Genomic DNA, 18320 nt, shown 5'->3' with positions numbered 1-18320 from the left:
TGCTCCTACAGGGGTTTCGGGGGTCAGGACAGGGTGGACTTGGCCCAGCGGTAGTCGGCCTTGCCCGCCGGGGAGCGCTTCACCTCGTCCACGATGACGACGCGGCGCGGCACCTTGTACCCGGCGAGGGTGGCGCGGCAGTGCGCGGTGAGCTCGTCCGGCGTCACGCCGGCGGTGGTGGACACGACGGCGGCGACGAGCGAGCCGTACCGCTCGTCGGGGACGCCGGCGACGAGCGCGTCGTAGACGGCCGGGTGCGTCTTCAGCGTCGCCTCGACCTCTTCGACGAACACCTTCTCGCCGCCGGTGTTGACGACCAGCGAGCCGCGGCCGAGCAGGACGATCGCGCCGTCGGCGTCGACCTTCGCCATGTCGCCCTGGAGCGCCCACCGATTCCCGTCGGCGCCGGTGACGAACGTGCGGGCGGTCTTGGCCTCGTCGTTCCAGTAGCCGAGGGGGATGCGGCCGGTGCGGGCGAGCTGCCCGATCTCGTCCGACCCGGCGGGGACGCGGCGCAGGTCGTGGTCGAGGACGGCGACGTCGTCGCCGCGCGGCATGAAGCGCGGCGACCCGTCGGCGGCGGGCTCGACGGCCTGCCCGGACGCGCCGGTCTCCGACCCGCCGAACGCGTCCAGCACCGCGAGCAGCGTCGGGATCAGCTCGTGCAGGCGCGCCTTGACGTCCGGGGACGTCGCGGCGCCGCCGGTGCCGATCGCGGCGATCGAGGACGTGTCGCGGCCGCCGCGCTCCAGCTCGGCGACGATCGGGCGGGCCATCACGTCGCCGACGAGCAGCAGCACCTGCGCCCCCTCGGCGGCGGCGACGTCCAGGACGCGCGCGGCGTCGAAGGCGTGGCCGGTCCACAGGATCAGGGTGGAGCCGGAGGTGAGCGCGATCCACGCGACCCACATGCCGGCGCCGTGCATGAGCGGCGCGCACACCATCGTGGTGACGCCGCCGTCCTGGACCTTCTCGGTGAGCGCCTCGGGCGAGGGGATGGGGTCGCCCATCATGTTCCCGCCGAACATCGCCGACATGAAGATGTCCTCCGAGCGCCACATGACGCCCTTCGGCAGGCCCGTCGTGCCGCCGGTGTAGAGGAGGTAGAGGTCGTCGCCGGACCGCTCGCCGAAGCCCCGCCCGGGCGAGGCGCCCTTCAGCGCGTCCTCGTACCGGACGGCGCCGGGGACGTCGTCCGCCGAACCGTCCTCGATGACCAGGACGTGCCGCAGCTCCGCCAGCCCGTCGCGGGCCTCGCCGAGCCGCGCGATGAGGGCGCGCTCCCCGACGAGCGCCGCCGACCCCGAGTCGCCGATGACGTGCGCGAGCTCCCCGGCGGTGTACCGGTAGTTGACGTTCACCGGCACGGCCCGCAGCTTGTAGGCGCCGAGCTGCGCCTCCAGCCACTCGGCCCGGTTGTAGGACAGGATCGACACCCGGTCCCCCGCCCCGACCCCGGCGTCCGCGAGGTGGTGCGCGACGCGGTTGGCGCGCTCGTCCAGCTCCCGGTACGTCAGCCGCGCGTCCCCGGCGACGAGCGCGGGCTTGTCCGGCACGGCGTCGGCGACGACCTCGAACAGGTCGGCGAGGTTGAAGGTGCGCGGCATCCGTCCTCCAGGGGCGCTCGGGACTGGTCCGGAGAAAAACATACAAGCCCGACTGTTTCTCAAACAGCCCCGGCGCCCTCCGCCGGCGGCCAGAAACATACATGCTTGACTGTTTCTTAGGTGGGGCCTAGCGTCACCGGCGACTCCAGGGAGGCGCGAAGCATGAGCAACCGGACCTTTGTCGTCGGCGTCGGCATGACCAAGTTCGAGAAGCCCGGCAGCCGGGACTGGGACTACCCCGACATGGCGCGCGAGGCGGGCACCAGGGCGCTCGCGGACGCCGGGGTGGCCTACGACGCGATCCAGCAGGCCTACGTCGGGTACGTGTACGGCGAGTCGACGTCGGGGCAGCGGGCCGTCTACGAGCTCGGGATCACCGGCATCCCGGTCGTCAACGTCAACAACAACTGCTCGACGGGGTCGACCGCGCTGTTCCTGGCGCGGCAGGCGGTGAAGGCCGGCGTCGTGGACTGCGCGCTCGCGCTCGGGTTCGAGAAGATGCAGAAGGGCTCGCTCGGCACCACCTACGAGGACCGCGAGCAGCCGATGCTGAACCACATCAAGGAGACGTTCGAGCTCTTCGACTGGGGCGGCGAGCCGATCGCGCCGTACATGTTCGGCGCGGCGGGCCGCGAGCACATGGCCAGGTACGGGACGACGGCCGAGCAGTTCGCGCGGATCGGGCTGAAGAACCACAAGCACTCGGTGAACAATCCCTACGCCCAGTTCCAGGACGAGTACACGCTGGAGGAGATCCGGGCGGCCCGCACCATCTACGAGCCGCTGACGAAGCTCCAGTGCTCGCCGACGTCGGACGGGTCGGGCGCCGCGGTCATCGCGAGCGAGCGGTTCGTGGACGAGCACGGGCTGTGGGACCGCGCCGTGGAGATCGCCGGGCAGTCGATGGTGACCGACACCCGCGACACCTTCACCGACAAGAGCGCGATCACGCTCGTCGGAGCGAAGATGAGCGCCCTCGCCGCGCGGCGCGCCTACGAGGAGGCGCAGATGGGCGCGGACGAAGTGCAGGTCGTCGAGCTGCACGACTGCTTCTCCACCAACGAGCTGATCACCTACGAGGCGCTCGGGCTCGCCGCCGAGGGCGAGGGCGGCGCGCTCGTCGACTCCGGCGACAACACCTACGGCGGCCGCTGGGTGGTGAACCCCTCCGGCGGGCTCATCTCCAAGGGCCACCCCCTCGGCGCGACCGGCCTCGCCCAGTGCGCCGAGCTGACCTGGCAGCTGCGCGGCCAGGCCGACGCCCGCCAGGTGGACGGCGCGACCGGCGCCGTCCAGCACAACATCGGCCTCGGCGGCGCCGCCGTCGTCACCGTCTACAAGCCCGCCCGCTGACGCCCGCCGCCGCGGCCCCGGGCGTCCGGGGCCGCGGCGGAGGGGTCAGGGACAGACGCTGCCGGTCCACGGACAGATGTAGGGGTCGAAGTCCGGGAGTTCGCCGAGAAACCGGGCGTTGTGCTGGTAGTCGCTCTTCATCCAGCGTGCGGCCACGAGAACGGATATCCGGTCGGCGCCGGCCTCGCGGAGCGACAGCGCGGCCGACTGGGCATGCCCGCCACTCGTCCACGTGTCGTCCAGAAGGAGCACATGCGCTCCCTTGGGGAGGGGACCGCGCACGGTGAAATGGCCGCCGTCCACGGCCCGCGCGTTCGCGACTCCTGAAGCGGCCTCCAGGACGGCCTCCCTGCCGGGCGCCGTGCCGCTGACGATCCGGTGGAAGGGGTGCTCGCCCGGCTTGACGGGCAGAGAGGGCACCGAGGCCCAGTGCGTCACCGCGGCGTCGGCCATCGGCTCGGCGCACAGGGCGTGCTTCTCCAAGGCGAGCACGGTGAGCAGCGACACGACCCGGTAAGGACCTTCGACCTTTCGGGGGAACGCCTTGTAGCCCCGCATCATGTATCCCGACTGCGAGCCTGCGACGGCGTAGGTGACGGGCGCCACCGCATCAGCGACCCCGCTGTGCAGACGATGCTGCTTGCATCGGTAGCAGGTCCGGTACCCGCCCTCCACCGGTGTCGTGCACACGTCGCACGTGACCCCGCTCTTCCGTACGGGATTGCGCAGGTAGCCGCCGGCGGTCGCGATCAGTGCGGCACAGAGGCGCCGCTCGACCTCCGATTCGAGCATCTAGGCCGATACCAGCCGCCGCAGTTCGGCATCGATCAACGTTTCCTCCTGGATCAACCCGTCGATGGCGTCGAACACGTCCCACAGGACCGACGCGACATGAACGCCGGGACGACCGACCAGCTCTTTCGCCCACCGGTTCCTCTCGACCACCAGGTCGGTGAGGACGACCGGGCGCCCATGTTCCACCGCCAGGCGGGCCTGCGCTCGGGCGCCGCTGTGCTCTCCCGCCTCCACGACGACCGTCGCCAGACCGTACCCGGACATGGTCGCGTTCCGCATCAAGAACGTGTGCTTCTGCGGCGGCGCGTCCGGCCAGAACTGCGAGAGCAGCAGGCCGCGCTCGGCGATCTCCCCGTGCAGGTCCCGGTTGGCGGCGGGGTACACCTTGTTGATCCCCGTGCCGATGACGGCGACGGTCCGGCCGCCCGCGTCGAGCGCCGCGCGGTGGGCGGCGGTATCGATGCCGAGTGCGAGACCGGCCATGACGGTCACCTCGCGCTCCACCAGGCCGCGCGCGATGCCGGCGGCGATACCGAGTCCGCGCTCGGACGCCTGCCGGGATCCCACCACGGAGACGGCCCGGTCATGGGGCGACACCGAGCCGAGCGCGAACAGGACCGGCGGCGCCTGATGGACTCCGCGGAGCCGGGCGGGGTACTCGCCGTCCAGGACGGTGAGCATCGCGTGGCCTTGCGCCGCCCAGGCCGCGATGTCCCCCGCGGCGCTCTCCAGCGGGTCCGCCTCTCCGGGCGAGGGCATGAGGGAGGGCTGGACCAGGCGCTCCCAGACCCGGAGCGCGCTTCCCGCCTCGACGACCTCGGCGGTGATGTCGGCCCACTTCATCCCGCCCGGCCTGACCTGCAGGAGAGCCACCAGGGCGGCCCGCTCCTCATGACTGGCCATGTCCATGCCGTCAGCGTACGAAGGCGATCCCGTCATTCCCCACCTCCACCCCGTTGTCGAACATGAGTTCGAGTATGGCGGAGCGGTGGGACATGTCCACTGCCGGCCCCTCCCTCTCCCTTCCGAAGCTTAGGCGACCCGCCTTTCTTGTCGTCGATGAACTCACGCCCCGGTCCGCCGTCGTCACCGTCTACAAGCCCGCCCGCTGACGCCCGCCGCCGGCCCCGGGCGGGGCCGGCGGCGGAGGTCAGGGGGCGGCGAGGGCCTCGGTCGGGGGGAGGCGGGAGGCGCGGACGGCCGGGTAGAGGCCGGCGAGGGCGCCGATCAGGAGGGTCGCGGCGAGGCCGCCTGCCAGCGCCCAGGGCGGGACGACCGGCGGCCAGCCCTGCCAGAGCGCGTACCCGGCGGTGACCAGGGCCCCGAGGACGGCGCCGCCGATCCCGCCGAGCAGGCTGAGCAGCAGCGCCTCGGTGAGGAACTGCGCGCGGACCTGCCCGCGCCGGGCGCCGAGGGCGCGGCGCAGCCCGATCTCGGCGCGCCGCTCCAGCACCGAGATCACCATCGTGTTCGCGACGCCGACGCCGCCGACGAGCAGCGCGACCGCGCCGAGCCCGAGGAGCAGCCCGGTGAAGGCGCGGCCCGCCGCGCGCTTGGCGGCGAGCGCGTCCGACGGCCGCGACACCTGCACCTCGTCCGGCGCCTCGGGGTTCGCGGTCGCGCCGAGCACCGACCGGACGCGCTCCACGGCCGCGTCGCGGGCGCGGGTGTAGACGGTCGTGGCGTGCCCGTCGAAGCCGAGCGCCGACGTCGCGGCGGGCCAGCCGACGAGGACGGCGGTGTCCAGCTCGGGCGCGAGCGCGACCGGCTCCAGGACGCCGATGACGGTGAACCAGCGGCCGCCGGCGAGGACCTGCGCGTCCGGGCCGGGGGCGGCGACGCCGAGGCGGCGGGCGGCGGTCGCGCCGAGGACGGCGGCCGGGTAGGAGCCGGTCGCGGCGTCCAGCCAGCGGCCCGCGGCGAGGCGCGCGCCGGTCGCGGACGGCAGGCCGGTGCGGGCCGCGTAGACGCCGATCCCGTTGGTGTCGGTCTTCGGGATCTTCCCGGTGCGGTAGGCGGCGACGCCGTCCAGGTGCCCGATCGCCGCCACCTCGCGGACGCCGTCCACCCGCCGCGCCATCGCTTCGGCGGTGAGCGGCAGCTCGGCCTGCGCGCCCGTCATGTCCGTGCCGGGTTGCGCGGTGAGCAGGTTGGTGCCGAGCCGCGCCATCTCCCGGTCGAGGCCGGCCCGCGAGGACGCCGACAGGCCGACGACGCCGACCATCGCGGCGATGCCGATGGCGATGCCGAGCGCGGACAGGAACGCCCGGAGCGGCCGGGTGCGCAGCCCGGCGCCGCCGACGGCGATCGCGTCGCGGGGCGCGAGCCGGGCCGTCACGCCGGCTCCGGTGCGGCGATCCGGCCGTCGCGGACGGCGATCCGGCGCGGCAGCGCGGCGGCGATCTCCCGGTCGTGGGTGATGACGACGACGGTGGTGCCGGCCGCGTGCAGGCCGCGCAGCAGGTCGAGGACGCCCGCGCCGGACGCGGTGTCGAGCGCGCCGGTCGGCTCGTCGGCGAGGAGCAGCGGCGGGTCGCCGGCGACGGCGCGGGCGATCGCGACGCGCTGCTTCTCGCCGCCCGACAGCTCGTGCGGCCGGTGGTCCAGGCGGTGCCCGAGGCCGACGCGCTCCAGCGCGGCGGCGGCGCGGCGCGCCCGCTCGGCGCGCCGCACGCCCGTGTAGAGCAGGCCGTCCGCGACGTTGCCGAGGGCGCTCGTGCCGGGCGCCAGGTGGAACTGCTGGAACACGAACCCGATGCGGCCCGCGCGCAGCTCCGACAGGGCCGCGTCGCCGAGGCCGCCGACGCGGCGGCCGTCGATGACGACGTCGCCGCTCGTCGGCCGGTCCAGCGTCCCGATGATGTTGAGCAGGGTCGACTTGCCCGACCCCGACGGCCCGACGATCGCGACCATCTCGCCCGCGCCGACGCGCAGCGAGACGCGGTCGAGGGCGGTGACGCCGCCGGGGTGGCGCTTGGTGACCTCGGTCAGCTCGATCATTCCGGCACCCCCACGGCCGTCCCGGGGGCGAGGCCGGCGCCCGACACCTCGACGCGGCCGCCGGCGAACAGGCCCGTCCTCACCGGCACGTACGCCGCCCCGCCGGCCTTGACGACCTGCACGCCGAACCCGCCGGCCGGCAGCGCGACGAGCGCGGCGACCGGGACGGTCAGCACGCCGCGGCGGACGCCGGCGGTGAAGTCGACGTCGACGGACGCGAGCGTGTAGGCCGCGGCGGCGCGCTGCGCCCTGGCGCCGAGCGCGATCTCGACGCGGACCTCGGTGGTCGGGTCGCCGCCCTGCGCGGCGGCGGCCTTGGCGACGGTGGACACGCTGGAGATGCGGCCCGGCACCTCCGCGCCGTCGGGCAGCTCGATCGTGACGGCGGCGCCGTCGCGGGCCAGGCGCAGGTCGTCGACGTCGAGAGAGGCGGTGACGGCGCGCTCGGTGCCGGTGAAGGTGAGCACCTTGCGGCCGGGGCCGGTCGGGTCGCCCTCACCGGCGAGGAGGGCGTCCACGCGGACGGCGGCGGGCGCGAACACCACGCTGCCGAGCGCGACCTCGCCGGTCTCGTCCTCGCCGAGATCGTCCTGCCATTCGCGGACGGCGGCGGCGGTGCCGGAGGTGAAGTCGCGGTCGGCGGTGAACCCGTCGTAGCCGAGCGCCTTGAGGTTGCGCTCCAGGGCCTTGACGTCCGCGCCCGACATGCCCTCCCGCAGCGTCCGGTAGGCGGGCGTGCCCCCGTACAGCAGGGTGACGGGGTGCCCGTCGACCTCGTAGAGGGCGTGCCCGCGGGTGATCGTGTCGCCGGTGCCGGGGACGCGGGTGAGGGTGCCGGGCAGGCGGCTCGTGGCGGTGGTGGCGGTGCCGTAGCCGAGCGTGCCGCTCGCGGTCTTGCCGTCCTGGAGCGTCTGCCGGGTGACCGGCGCGGTGCGGGCGGGGGCCGTGGACGCGGCGGCCGGGGCGCCGTCGTCGCGCAGCGCGCCGAGGGTGGCGGCGGCGACGGCGGCGCCCGCGAGCCCGGCCGCGGCGGCGAGGAGGCGGCGCCGCCTCACTTGCCCTGCCCCTGCATGATCGGACGGCACGTCTGGTCGGCCTTCGCGAAGTCGGGGTCCTCGCCGACCTCGGGCGTGATGCGGATGCCGCGCTGCCCCGGCTGCGGGTCGGGGAACTTCTCGACGCCGTGCTGCCGCATGCAGGCGGCGTACTTGCGGCCGTTCTCCTCCATCTTCGGGTCGACGGCGCCGGACTGCTCGGCCATCGGGTCGTACTGCCGGCACGCCTCCATGGCCTTGTCGACGACGTCCTTCGGGACGCCCTTGAGAGTCAGCATGAGCCCCTTGCCGGGCTCGGGGTCCTTGACGTCGAGGCCGTGCTGCCGGAGGCACTGGGCGTACTGGACGCCCTTGTCCTGGACGTTCGCCGTCGGGCTCGCCGACGACGCGCCGGTCCTGCCGCCGCCGCCCCCGCAGGCGGCGGCGAGGCTCAGGCAGAGGGCGATCGGGACGGTGGCGATGATGCGCATCGGTCTCTCCTCGGGTCGGTTCCGGCCCGATGCAACAGGCGGCGCCGTTTCCCCGCCGTTTCCGTCCGGGCTAACGCGGAGGAAACGCCCCGCCCGCCACGATGGCGGCGACGAGAGGGGACGCGGATGCGCGTGCTGGTGGTGGAGGACGAGCCGATGCTCGCGGCCGCGGTCGCCGAGTGGCTGCGCGGCGAGGCGCACGCGGTGGACGTCGTGCACGACGGCGGCGCCGCGCGGGAGCGGCTCGCCGTCCACGGCTACGACGTGGTCGTGCTGGACCGGGACCTGCCGGTCGTGCACGGCGACGACGTCTGCCGGGGCCTCGCCGCGGGCGGCGCGGCGGCGCGGGTGCTGATGCTGACGGCGGCGGCGGACGTCGCCGACCGCGTCGCCGGGCTCGGCCTCGGCGCCGACGACTACCTCGCCAAGCCGTTCGCGTTCGCCGAGCTGGCGGCGCGGGTGCTGGCGCTCGGCCGCCGCAGCCGCCCGGCGGCGCCGCCGGTGCTGCGCCGCGCCGGCATCACCCTGGATCCGGCGCGCCGCGAGGTGTTCCGCGACGGCCGGTACGTGCCGCTCGCGAAGAAGGAGTTCGCGGTGCTCGCCGAGCTGCTGCGCGCCGACGGCGCGGTCGTGTCGGCCGAGACGCTGCTGGAGAAGGCGTGGGACGAGCACGCCGACCCGTTCACCGGCGCCGTCCGGCTGGCGGTGCTGAAGCTGCGGCGCAAGCTCGCCGACCCGCCGGTCGTGGAGACGGTCACGGGCGCGGGGTACCGGATCCCGTGAGGCTCTCGCTGCGGGCCCGGCTCACCCTCACCTACACCGGGCTGTTCCTCGTCGCCGGAACGGTGCTGCTCGGCGCCACCTACCTGCTGTTCGAGCAGCAGCTCGACCGCGGCAAGCCGAACCTCGTGACGCTGCGGACGGTCGGCCCGGTGCCGACGTCGGGGGCGGCCGCCGCCGAGGCGCGGGACGCCGAAGCGCAGGCCCGGGACGCCGGGAGGGCGATGCGCGCCGAGCACGACCGGCTGCACGACGCCGCGACGACGTCGCTGCTCGTGCAGGGCGCGGTGGCGCTCGCGGCCGTCGGCGGCATCGCCGCGGGCGTCGGCTGGCTGCTCGCCGGCCGCGTCCTCGCGCCGCTGCACCGCGTCACCGACATCGCGCGGCGCATCGCCGCCGCGCCCGCCGCCGGCGACGTCCTGCACGAGCGGATCGCGCTGCGCGGCCCCGACGACGAGGTGAAGGAGCTCGCCGACACCTTCGACACGATGGTGGAGCGCCTCGACCGGTCGTTCGACGGGCAGCGCCGGTTCGTCGCGAACGCCTCGCACGAGCTGCGCACCCCGCTCACCCTCGGCCGCGCCCTGGTGGAGCTCGCGATGCACCGCGCGGACGCGCCCCCGGAGGTGCGGCGGCTCGGCGCCGACCTGCTGGAGATCAACACCCGGCACGAGCGGCTCATCTCGGGCCTGCTGCTGCTCGCGGGCTCCGAGCAGCGGCTCACCGGCACCGCGCCGGTCGACCTCGCCGACATCGTCGGCCACGTCCTCGCGCAGACCGCGCCCGAGGCCGCGAAAGCCGACGTGGACGTCCGCGCGGACGCGGCGGAGGCGATGGCCGTCGGCAACGCGCTGCTGCTGGAGCGGCTGGTGCAGAACCTGGTGGAGAACGGCATCCGCCACAACACCGGCCCGGGCGGCTGGGTGCGGGTCGCGTGCCGGAGTCACGGCGACGGCCGCGCGGAGGTGGAGGTGACCAACAGCGGCCCGGCCGTCGCGCCCTATGACGTGGCGGGCCTGTTCGAGCCGTTCCGCCGCCAGGACACCGAGCGGCTCGTCACCGCCAAGGGCGCTGGGCTGGGGCTGTCGATCGTCCGGGCGATCGCGCGCGCGCACGAGGGCGAGGTGGACGCGCGCGCCCGCGAGGACGGCGGCCTCGCCGTGACGGTCGTCTTCCCGGAACCGCCCGGCTGACGGGCCGCGCGAGTAACCTGGCCGGACCCACCCTCGCCCCACGGAACCCGGCGGATGCTGCACACACTCACCGAACGGCTCTGGAAGTCGCTGGGCGGCCGCGCGCAATGGCGGCTGGCCCGGATGCGGCACCACACGTTCCTGGTCTACGTGGCGGGCATCGTCCATGACGAGGAGGGCCGCGTGCTGCTGCTGCGGCACCGCCTGTGGTCCGAGCGCCGCCCTTGGGGCCTGCCCGGCGGCTACGTGGAGGCGGGCGAGCGGCTCCCCGACGGCGTCGCGCGCGAGGTGCGCGAGGAGACGGCGCTGCGAGTGCGCGTCCGGGAGGTACCGGTCGGGGTGTTCAGCGGTTTCCGCAACCGCGTCGAGGTCTTCTACGCCGCCGATCTCGTCGGCGGCGAGCTGCGCCTGGAGGAGGCCGAGATCCTGGAGGCCCGCTGGTGCGCGCCGGACGAGCTGCCGGCGTCCCTGCCGCAGCGCCAGCGCGACCTCATCCGGTCGGTCCGGGCGCGCCGCCGCCGCTGAGTCCCGGCGCGGGGCCGGCCACCGCCTCGCTCCAGCGCGCGATCATCGGGCGGAGCCGCTCCCGGCTGCGCAGCCAGCGCTCGCGGCTCCGCTCGGGCGTCGTCGGATGGATGAACTGGAGCAGCCGGAGGCCGCGCACCGTCTCCAGCACCAGGTAGACGTCGCCGCGGAAGCCCGGGTCGTCGGCGCGGTCGCCGAGCAGCGCCCGCGACAGCTCCAGGATGCCGCCGGTGACCAGGCGCTCCAGATCGGCGACGTGCTCGCGCAGGTCGGGGTCGGTGCGCGCCGCCGTCCACAGCTCCATGGACGCCTCGAACAGCGGGCCCTGATGGACCTCCCAGACGAGGTCCAGGGCGTCGCCGACGGCGTCCGGCGACGCGCGCAGCCGGTCGAGGTGCTGCTCGACGATCTGGTCGGCGCGCTTGCGGGCCAGGTGCTCCACGGCGGCGAGCACGAGGGCGTTCTTGGTCGGGAAGTGGTGCACCTGCGCGCCGCGCGAGACCCCGGCACGGTCCACCACGCGCGTCGTGGTGGTGCCGTGGTAGCCGTGCTCCACCAGGCACTCGACGGTCGCGTCGAGGAGGCGGCGCCGGGTGGCGGCGGTGCGCTCCTCCTGCGTGCGTCGGGGGCGGGCGGCGGTGGGCATGGACGCAGGATAGCCGCGAACAAACAGGACGCGCTGTATGTGGAGGGCACCGGCGGGGGTGCCCGGGACGGGGCGGGCGCGCCGGGAATGGGCCGGCGGTTGACGCTGTTTGAAGATTCAACTAACCTTCGGGACGTCGCTTGAAGGTTCAAGTACCCCGCCGATCGAGGAGAATCCCGTGAGCATCGCCACCGCCACCGTCGCCCCCGAGCTGACCGCCGGCACCTGGAACATCGACCCTTCGCACTCGGAGGTCTCCTTCACCGTCCGGCACCTGATGTCCAAGGTGCGCGGGACCTTCACCGAGTTCTCCGGCGCGATCCGGATCGCCGAGGACCTCGCCGCGTCCACCGCGACCGCCGAGATCGCCATCACCTCGGTGAACACCCGCAACGCCGACCGCGACCAGCACATCCGGTCCGCCGACATCCTGGACGTCGAGAACCACCCGAACATGGTCTTCACCACGACGGGCGTCCGCGCCGAGGACGGCGAGTACTTCGTCGACGGCGAGCTGTCCATCCGCGGCGTGTCCCGCCCGGTGACCCTGGCCGTCGAGTACAACGGCGTCGGCGACGACCCGTGGGGCGGCGTGCGCGCCGGCTTCTCGGCCACCACCACCATCAGCCGCAAGGACTTCGGCGTCGAGTTCAACGTCCCGCTGCAGGGCGACAAGGCCCTCCTCGGCGACAAGGTCGACGTGCACCTGGAGATCCAGGCCGTCCGCGCCTGACTTCCCGCAGCCGCGCGAAAGGGCCGCCCCCGCCGGGGGCGGCCCTTCGGCGTCTCAGCCGTCCTCGCCCTCCGCCGGCGGCAGGTCCAGCTCCAGCCGGGCGCCGGACGCCGAGTCCGCGACCCGCAGCGTCCCGCCGTGCGCCTCGGCGATCTCGCGGGCGATGGCGAGGCCGAGGCCGAACCCGCCGGCGCCGCGGCTCCGCGCGGTGTCCAGGCGGGTGAACCGCTCGAAGACCCGCTCGCGGTCGGCGGCGGGGATGCCGGGCCCGTCGTCGGCGACGGCGAGCCGCGCCCGCCCGCCGTCCGCCGCGACCGTCACCTCCACGCGCGTCCCGGCGAACCGGACGGCGTTGTCGAGCAGGTTGTTCAGCAGCCGGACGAGCTGCATCCGCACGCCCCGCACCCGGACGTCCGGCGCGAGCTCCGCGGCGATCTCCACGGCGGTCCCGGCGGCGCCCGCGCGGCGCTCGATCTCGGCGCGGGCGAGGGCGCCGAGGTCGACGTCCTCCTGCGCGGCCGTCCCGCCGGTGCCGATGCGGGCGAGGAGCAGCAGGTCGGTGACGATCGACTCCAGCCGGTCGGTGTCGCGGAGCGCCGACGTGACGACCTCGCCCAGGTCGGTGTCGCCCGGGTGCATCGCCGCGTCCTCCAGGTTGGCGCGGAGGCCGGCGATGGGGGTGCGCAGCTCGTGCGAGGCGTCGGAGGCGAACTGGCGCTGCCGGGCGACGGCGCGCTCCAGCCGGTCCAGGGTCTCGTTGGCGGTGCGGGCGAGCTGGGCGATCTCGTCCTCGCCCGCCGGCGCCGGCACCCGCCGCGACAGGTCCGAGGCGCTGATCTCCGAGAGCTGGACGCGGATCTGCTCCACCGGCCGCAGCGTCCGCCCGACGACCCGCCAGGTCACCCACGCGACGAGCGCCGACAGCAGCAGCACCGCGGCGGCGAGCAGCGCCTCCAGCAGCCCGCTGACCAGGTACTGCGGCACCCGGCGGGCCGCGTAGACGACGACGGAGTCGGGCGCGGTGGTGACCCGGATCGCCTCGATCGTCCAGCAGGCGCCGCCCGGCCCGCGCCCGCGGCACTCGGTGAAGTCCTGCACCCGCTCCGCCGGCGGCGGCCAGCGGCGCGTCGGCGCCGGCCGGCCCGCCGCGGCGGGCGTCGCGTCCAGCAGGTGCCCGCCGGGGCCGAGCACCTGCACGAGCACCCGACCGCGCGAGTCGTCGGGGATCGGCGTCGCCAGCGTCCCGTCGCGGACGCCGCCGGACGCGCGCCGCGCGGCGAGCTGCACGTCCTGCAGCCGCGCCGCGTCCGTCGCGTTCCGTGCCGACACGTCGGCGGCGGCGGCGATGGCGCCGAACACCAGCAGCGCGAGCACGGCGGCGACCAGCGTGTCGCGCCCCCTGATCGACCGAGGTCGCAGCCGCATGGTCCCCCCTCCCGCAGACGGTCCGCCCGGCGCCGGGCGCCCGGCCATTCTGCCCGACCGCACGCCCGGTGGTGACGGAACGTCACGATCCGTCCGGCGCCCGCCCCAAGGTACCCACCAGTAACAAATCGGGCATCCGAAATGCGGGTTCACGTTTCAGGGACGCCAGATGGGACATCCGTTCGGTGATAGTTCCCCGGACAGCTGGGACGGTCACATGGGCAGGGACGTCACCCCGGTCACCATCAGCGGCGAGGACCGGCGCCGGTACCGCGACAAGGTACGGCGCTGCCTCGACACGCTGGCCCGCATGCTCGGCGAGTCGCAGTTCGACTTCGAGCGCCCGCACATCGGCCTGGAGATCGAGCTCAACCTGATCGACGACATCGGCGACCCGCTGATGCGCAACGCCGACGTGCTGAAGGCGATCGCCGACCCCAAGTGGGCCACCGAGCTCGGCCAGTTCAACCTGGAGATCAACATCCCGCCGCGGGAGCTCGGCGGCTCCGCCACCGGCGAGCTGGAGACCGAGGTCCGCGACTTCCTGGAGCACGCCGACGGCCGCGCCGAGGAGGTCGGCGGCCGCCTCGCCATGATCGGCATCCTGCCCACGCTGCGCCGCTCCGACATCGGCGAGGAGGCGCTGTCCAGCAACGCCCGCTACAAGATGCTCAACGACCAGATCTTCGCCGCCCGGGGCGAGGAGATGCGGATCGAGATCGACGGCCCCGAGCCGCTGCACATGCACGCCGACACGATCATCCCCGAGGCGGCCTGCACCAGCGTCCAGTTCCACCTCCAGGTGAGCCCCGACGAGTTCGGCGCCCACTGGAACGCCGCGCAGGCCGTCGCCGGCGCCCAGGTCGCCCTCGCCGCGAACTCGCCGTTCCTGTTCGGGCACCGGCTCCACCAGGAGACCCGCATCGCGCTGTTCGAGCAGTCCACCGACACCCGCCCCGAGGAGCTGAAGTCGCAGGGCGTCCGGCCCCGCGTCTGGTTCGGCGAGCGGTGGATCACCTCGGTGTTCGACCTGTTCGAGGAGAACACCCGCTACTTCCCGGCGCTGCTGCCGCTCTGCGAGGACGAGGACCCGCTGGAGGTCCTGGACGCCGGCGGCATCCCCGAGCTCGCCGAGCTGTCCCTGCACAACGGCACCGTCTACCGGTGGAACCGGCCGATCTACGCGGTCGTCAAGGGCCGCCCCCACCTGCGGGTGGAGAACCGCGTCCTGCCCGCCGGGCCGACCGTCGCCGACATCGTCGCCAACGGCGCGTTCTACTACGGCCTCGTCCGGATGCTCGCCGAGGACGAGCGGCCCATCTGGTCGCGCATGTCGTTCCAGGCCGCCGAGGACAACCTGCACCGCGCCGCCCGCGACGGCATGGAGGCCACCCAGTACTGGCCGGGCCTCGGCGAGATCCCGGTGTCGGAGCTGGTCCTCCGCCACCTGCTGCCACTGGCGCGCGAGGGCCTGGACAGGTGGGACGTCGACTCCGCCCGCGCCGACCGGCTGCTCGGCATCATCGAGCGCCGCGCCGTCACCGGCCGCACCGGCGCCGCCTGGCAGGTCGACACCGTCGAGGCCATCGAGGAGTCGTTCGGGCTGCCCCGCCACGAGGCGCTCCGCCTCATGACGCGCCGCTACGCCGAGCTGATGCGCGAGGGCGAGCCCGCGCACACCTGGCCCGTCGGGCCCTGACCGGCCGCTAGACGCCGCCCTCCTCCTCGTGCAGCAGGAGGAGGGCGTAGGCGGCGACGGTGGAGTCGTCGGTGATCCGGCCGTCGCGGATCATGCGCTTGAACTCGGCGCGGGTGATCCAGCACTGCCGCATTTCCTGCTCCTCGGGCTCGCGGTCGTGGGCGCCCGCGCGCAGGCCCGTCGCCAGGAACACCGTGACGCCCTGGCCCGTCGTGCCGTGCGAGCTGTCCAGGCGGCCGAGCTCAGTGAGGGCGTCCGCGCGCAGCCCGGTCTCCTCGGCGAGCTCGCGCCGCGCCAGCTCGGCGGGCGGCACCGCCGCGCGGCCGGGCGCCGAGCCCTGCGGGAAGTTCCAGGTGCGGCGGCCGAGCGGGTACCGGTACTCCTCCACCAGGTGGAAGCCGCCGCGCTCCATCGGGACCACCAGCGCGAAGTCGGGCTTGTCGACGACGCCGTAGACGCCGCGGCTCCCGTCGGGCCGCTCGATCTCGTCCTCGCGGACCGCCATCCACGCGTTCTCGTAGACCGTCCTGCTCGACACCCGCCTGATCTCACCGTCCGTCACAGTCCCTCAGCGTAGGGCCGCCCCGCCGCCCGTGCGGCCCGGTCAGATGAAGCGCAGCCGCTGCAGCTCGTCCCCGCCGGCCTCGCGCACGTAGACCGTGCCGCCCGAGGTGATGATCTCCTCGATCAGCGCGTAGAGCTGCACGGCCCGGTTGACGGTGTCGGTCTTGCTGTCGCCCGTCATCCGCACGGCCTCCTCCAGCGCCCGCGACGACCGCGCCGTCAGGTTGACCGTCAGCCGCTCCAGCGGACCGCCCGCGCGCCCCGGCCGCGACGTCCCGCCCGGCGCACCGGCCTCTTCCGCGGGGGCGTGCGCCGTGTCGCCAACGTTTCCAGCCATGTGAGCGGACCATTTCCCGCCACATTCCAAGTGGCGTACCGGCATTGTGTCCGCCTCCAGCATGCTAGGTGCCGGGGTGACGTGTCAATGAAAGGCTGATGACGAATGTACAACAGCCGGTCGTCAACCTCGCCACCCGGTGCAAATGATCAGGTTATCGTTTCCATAAGAGCTGCTGGAGAGGCGGACAACGGGTGCGCATCCGGCTCTTGGAAAGCGATCACGGGCCGCCATGAACGAAGTGACCCACACCGATCTGACGAAAGAGGAACCGGCCGACCCCACCCACCGCGCGGACCTCGTCCGCCTGCCCGAGCACCAGTCCCACGGCGCCGTCGTGTCCGGCCCCGGCTTCACGCTCCGCTCCTTCTCCCGCGAGCCGGCGACCTCGTCCGGAGCCCTGGCCACCGCGGCGTTCCGCCTCTCCCTCGCCGTCTTCCTCGAGCTCACGGGTGCCGCGACGCTGGCGAGCGCGCCGCGCGTCCCACCGCTCGCGGTGCTGGTCCTGGCGTCGCTGTGCGTCCTCGGCACCGTCTTCGGCGCCGGCGGCGCGATCGTCTGGCAGCACGTCCGCGAGACCCGCGACGCCGCCGGCGGAGCACCGGACAGGGGCGGCCCCTGAACAGCCGGCGAGAACGGCCGGAGCCGAAAAGAGATTTACCGGCCGCTCATAAGTGGCGCCGACAGAAAAAGCGCACCGCCCTCTCCGGAGGCCATCAGGACACCGTCCTCCTACCCCTATGCCATCTCGCCGATCGACTTATGGCTTTCGACCCGCTCGCTGTTCTACGCTGTGCGCATTGCCAGGATGCAGAGCGCCACGTTGTCGGGCGGGTCCGCTCTGCGGAACGGAGCGAACATGGCACTGGGTCCGGTGGTCCAGCAGGCGCTTCTCACCGATGAACTGGTGACGCTCCGCCGGGAACTCGGCAAGACGCAGGAAGAGGTCGCCTCGGCGCTGGACTGGTCGACGTCCAAGCTGATCCGGATCGAGGGCGCGAACGTCAAGATCTCGGTGTCGGACCTGCGGTCGCTGCTGCGCCACTACGGCCTGGAGGACGGCGCCCGCGTCGAGCGTCTCGTCGAGTACGCGCGCGGCGCCAGGACCCGCGGCTGGTGGGCGCTCTACCGCAACGACCTGGAACCCGACTTCCACACCTACCTCGGCTACGAGGCGGGCGCCTCCTACATCAGGTCGTTCCAGCCGCTGCGCGTCCCCGGTCTGCTGCAGACCGAGGAGTACGCGCGGGCGATGACGATCGAGTTCGTGCCGGAGAGCCACGCGCTGGACGTCGTCGTCGACGTGCGCATGCAGCGCCAGGTGGAGGTCCTCGACAAGAGCGAGCCGCCGGACCAGCACTACCTGCTGGACGAGGCCGTCATCCGGCGCTGGGTGGGCGCGCAGCGCGACGACTCCATCATGCCGCGCCAGCTCCGCCACCTCTTGGACACGGCCGAGCGGCCCGGCATCACCATCGACGTGATCCCGTTCAGGAGCGGCGCCCACTTCGGGCTGCGCGGGGAGTTCACCGTCCTCAGCTTCGACAGCGCCCTCAGCGACATCCTCTACCTGGAGGACGCGCGCTCCCTCGACCTGACGATCGGCGCGCGCGACAGCCGGGTGGCCGACTACCGGGACGCCTTCGACAACATCCGGCGGCTGGCGCTCCCCCAGGAGGAGAGCCTGGCGCTCATCGAGCGGATCGCGGCGGAGATGGAAGCGGGGTCGGCGCCCGGCAGGGACTAACGGACCGCGCCGGCGGCGTCCGCCCCGCCCGCCGCGGGAGGCACCGGCACGCGCGCCTCCTCGGCCGCGGGGGCGCGTTCGGCCAGCGCCACCTCGACGCAGCCGCCGGAGTCGCTTCGCACGCTCTTGCGCCACGGGGTGATCACAGCGTACGCATCGATCATCGTCGTTCCTTCGTGAGTGTCGGCATGGCCGACGCCTCGGCGCGGCCTACCCAGTGTAATCAAATTACTACCGTACGCGACGAGCACCGCACCGGCCCCGGCGCGGGGGCCGTTCCGGGGAGCCCAACCTAATGGAAACAAAGGCCGCACATGATGCCATTCGCTGTCTCGTTTTCGCGTCGTGCGGCCTTCCCGGTGGCCTAGGGTGAGGCACTTCGCGTAACGCT

General features: G+C 73.8%; 20 protein-coding genes. 8 read left to right on the top strand and 12 right to left on the bottom strand.

Features of this window, described 5'->3' with window-relative positions:
* Positions 1-23 precede the first annotated feature (23 nt).
* Positions 24-1607 (bottom strand): acyl-CoA synthetase, encoded by a 1584-nt coding sequence (locus K1Y72_RS11580; RefSeq protein ID WP_220165929.1) that lies wholly within the window; start codon positions 1605-1607, stop codon positions 24-26.
* A 162-nt stretch (positions 1608-1769) separates the two neighbouring features.
* Here K1Y72_RS11580 and K1Y72_RS11575 point away from each other — a divergent pair, with 162 nt between their 5' ends.
* On the top strand, positions 1770-2960 hold the full coding sequence (locus K1Y72_RS11575; RefSeq protein ID WP_220165927.1) for a lipid-transfer protein: 1191 nt from the start codon (positions 1770-1772) through the stop codon (positions 2958-2960).
* A gap of 45 nt (positions 2961-3005) precedes the next feature.
* Here the strand turns inward: K1Y72_RS11575 and K1Y72_RS11570 are convergent, their stop codons facing one another.
* The 6 genes from K1Y72_RS11570 to K1Y72_RS36215 all read right to left on the bottom strand — a co-directional run bounded on the left by K1Y72_RS11570 (position 3006) and on the right by K1Y72_RS36215 (position 8280).
* Positions 3006-3752, bottom strand: coding sequence for a hypothetical protein (locus tag K1Y72_RS11570; protein WP_220165925.1), 747 nt, complete (start codon positions 3750-3752; stop codon positions 3006-3008).
* On the bottom strand, positions 3753-4664 hold the full coding sequence (locus K1Y72_RS11565; protein ID WP_220165923.1) for a DNA-processing protein DprA: 912 nt from the start codon (positions 4662-4664) through the stop codon (positions 3753-3755).
* A gap of 241 nt (positions 4665-4905) precedes the next feature.
* On the bottom strand, positions 4906-6093 hold the full coding sequence (locus K1Y72_RS11560; protein WP_220165921.1) for an ABC transporter permease: 1188 nt from the start codon (positions 6091-6093) through the stop codon (positions 4906-4908).
* Entirely contained in the window at positions 6090-6755 is a 666-nt protein-coding gene (locus K1Y72_RS11555) for an ABC transporter ATP-binding protein (RefSeq protein WP_220165919.1), read from the bottom strand. Before K1Y72_RS11555 ends, K1Y72_RS11560 begins: the two co-directional genes overlap by 4 nt.
* A complete protein-coding gene (locus K1Y72_RS11550) occupies positions 6752-7810 on the bottom strand; it encodes a peptidoglycan-binding protein (RefSeq protein ID WP_308287016.1) in 1059 nt (352 codons plus the stop codon). Before K1Y72_RS11550 ends, K1Y72_RS11555 begins: the two co-directional genes overlap by 4 nt.
* Positions 7807-8280: a hypothetical protein gene (locus tag K1Y72_RS36215; RefSeq protein WP_258572286.1), complete on the bottom strand. Its 474-nt coding sequence runs from the start codon at positions 8278-8280 to the stop codon at positions 7807-7809. The genes K1Y72_RS11550 and K1Y72_RS36215 overlap by 4 nt, the downstream gene beginning before the upstream one ends.
* Positions 8281-8406: 126 nt before the next feature.
* On the opposite strand from K1Y72_RS36215, the gene K1Y72_RS11545 reads away from it, so the two are divergent.
* Genes K1Y72_RS11545 through K1Y72_RS11535 form a run of 3 tightly spaced genes read left to right on the top strand, consistent with a single transcriptional unit; the run spans position 8407 to position 10778 of the window.
* Positions 8407-9063, top strand: a complete 657-nt coding sequence (locus K1Y72_RS11545; protein ID WP_220165917.1) for a response regulator transcription factor — start codon at positions 8407-8409, stop codon at positions 9061-9063.
* Complete coding sequence (locus tag K1Y72_RS11540; RefSeq protein ID WP_220165915.1) at positions 9060-10253, top strand: sensor histidine kinase; 1194 nt, start codon at positions 9060-9062, stop codon at positions 10251-10253. Before K1Y72_RS11545 ends, K1Y72_RS11540 begins: the two co-directional genes overlap by 4 nt.
* 54 nt (positions 10254-10307) lie before the next feature.
* Positions 10308-10778: an NUDIX hydrolase gene (locus K1Y72_RS11535; protein ID WP_258572285.1), complete on the top strand. Its 471-nt coding sequence runs from the start codon at positions 10308-10310 to the stop codon at positions 10776-10778.
* Here the strand turns inward: K1Y72_RS11535 and K1Y72_RS11530 are convergent.
* Positions 10744-11424, bottom strand: coding sequence for a TetR/AcrR family transcriptional regulator (locus K1Y72_RS11530; protein WP_220165914.1), 681 nt, complete (start codon positions 11422-11424; stop codon positions 10744-10746). The two genes, K1Y72_RS11535 and K1Y72_RS11530, sit on opposite strands and share 35 nt — an antisense overlap.
* A gap of 178 nt (positions 11425-11602) precedes the next feature.
* On the opposite strand from K1Y72_RS11530, the gene K1Y72_RS11525 reads away from it, so the two are divergent.
* Entirely contained in the window at positions 11603-12157 is a 555-nt protein-coding gene (locus K1Y72_RS11525; RefSeq protein ID WP_220165911.1) for a YceI family protein, read from the top strand.
* Between the two features lie 54 nt (positions 12158-12211).
* Here K1Y72_RS11525 and K1Y72_RS11520 read toward each other — a convergent pair whose 3' ends face one another.
* Positions 12212-13582, bottom strand: a complete 1371-nt coding sequence (locus K1Y72_RS11520) for a sensor histidine kinase (RefSeq protein WP_220165909.1) — start codon at positions 13580-13582, stop codon at positions 12212-12214.
* 217 nt (positions 13583-13799) lie between these two features.
* Here K1Y72_RS11520 and K1Y72_RS11515 point away from each other — a divergent pair, with 217 nt between their 5' ends.
* Positions 13800-15281 carry a glutamate-cysteine ligase family protein gene (locus K1Y72_RS11515; protein WP_220165908.1) on the top strand — a complete coding sequence of 494 codons (1482 nt, stop codon included), beginning with the start codon at positions 13800-13802 and terminating at the stop codon, positions 15279-15281.
* Positions 15282-15288: 7 nt separating this feature from the next.
* Here the strand turns inward: K1Y72_RS11515 and K1Y72_RS11510 are convergent, their stop codons facing one another.
* Together K1Y72_RS11510 and K1Y72_RS11505 are read right to left on the bottom strand one after the other, a co-directional pair.
* A complete protein-coding gene (locus tag K1Y72_RS11510) occupies positions 15289-15843 on the bottom strand; it encodes an NUDIX domain-containing protein (protein WP_308287015.1) in 555 nt (184 codons plus the stop codon).
* Positions 15844-15885: 42 nt separating this feature from the next.
* Positions 15886-16182, bottom strand: coding sequence for a ribbon-helix-helix domain-containing protein (locus K1Y72_RS11505; RefSeq protein ID WP_220166207.1), 297 nt, complete (start codon positions 16180-16182; stop codon positions 15886-15888).
* Between the two features lie 232 nt (positions 16183-16414).
* On the opposite strand from K1Y72_RS11505, the gene K1Y72_RS11500 reads away from it, so the two are divergent.
* Both K1Y72_RS11500 and K1Y72_RS11495 read left to right on the top strand, forming a co-directional pair.
* Positions 16415-16804: a hypothetical protein gene (locus tag K1Y72_RS11500; protein WP_220165907.1), complete on the top strand. Its 390-nt coding sequence runs from the start codon at positions 16415-16417 to the stop codon at positions 16802-16804.
* A gap of 237 nt (positions 16805-17041) precedes the next feature.
* Positions 17042-17929: a helix-turn-helix domain-containing protein gene (locus K1Y72_RS11495; protein WP_220165906.1), complete on the top strand. Its 888-nt coding sequence runs from the start codon at positions 17042-17044 to the stop codon at positions 17927-17929.
* On the opposite strand, the gene K1Y72_RS11490 is transcribed toward K1Y72_RS11495, so the two are convergent.
* A complete protein-coding gene (locus tag K1Y72_RS11490; protein ID WP_220165905.1) occupies positions 17926-18093 on the bottom strand; it encodes a DUF397 domain-containing protein in 168 nt (55 codons plus the stop codon). The two genes, K1Y72_RS11495 and K1Y72_RS11490, sit on opposite strands and share 4 nt — an antisense overlap.
* Positions 18094-18320: the final 227 nt, after the last annotated feature.

The sequence above is a fragment of the Actinomadura parmotrematis genome, from assembly GCF_019458805.1.
Lineage (GTDB): Bacteria > Actinomycetota > Actinomycetes > Streptosporangiales > Streptosporangiaceae > Spirillospora > Spirillospora parmotrematis.
The sequence above is the reverse complement of the archived record's forward strand: the minus strand, read 5'-3'. Positions and strand labels throughout refer to the sequence as shown.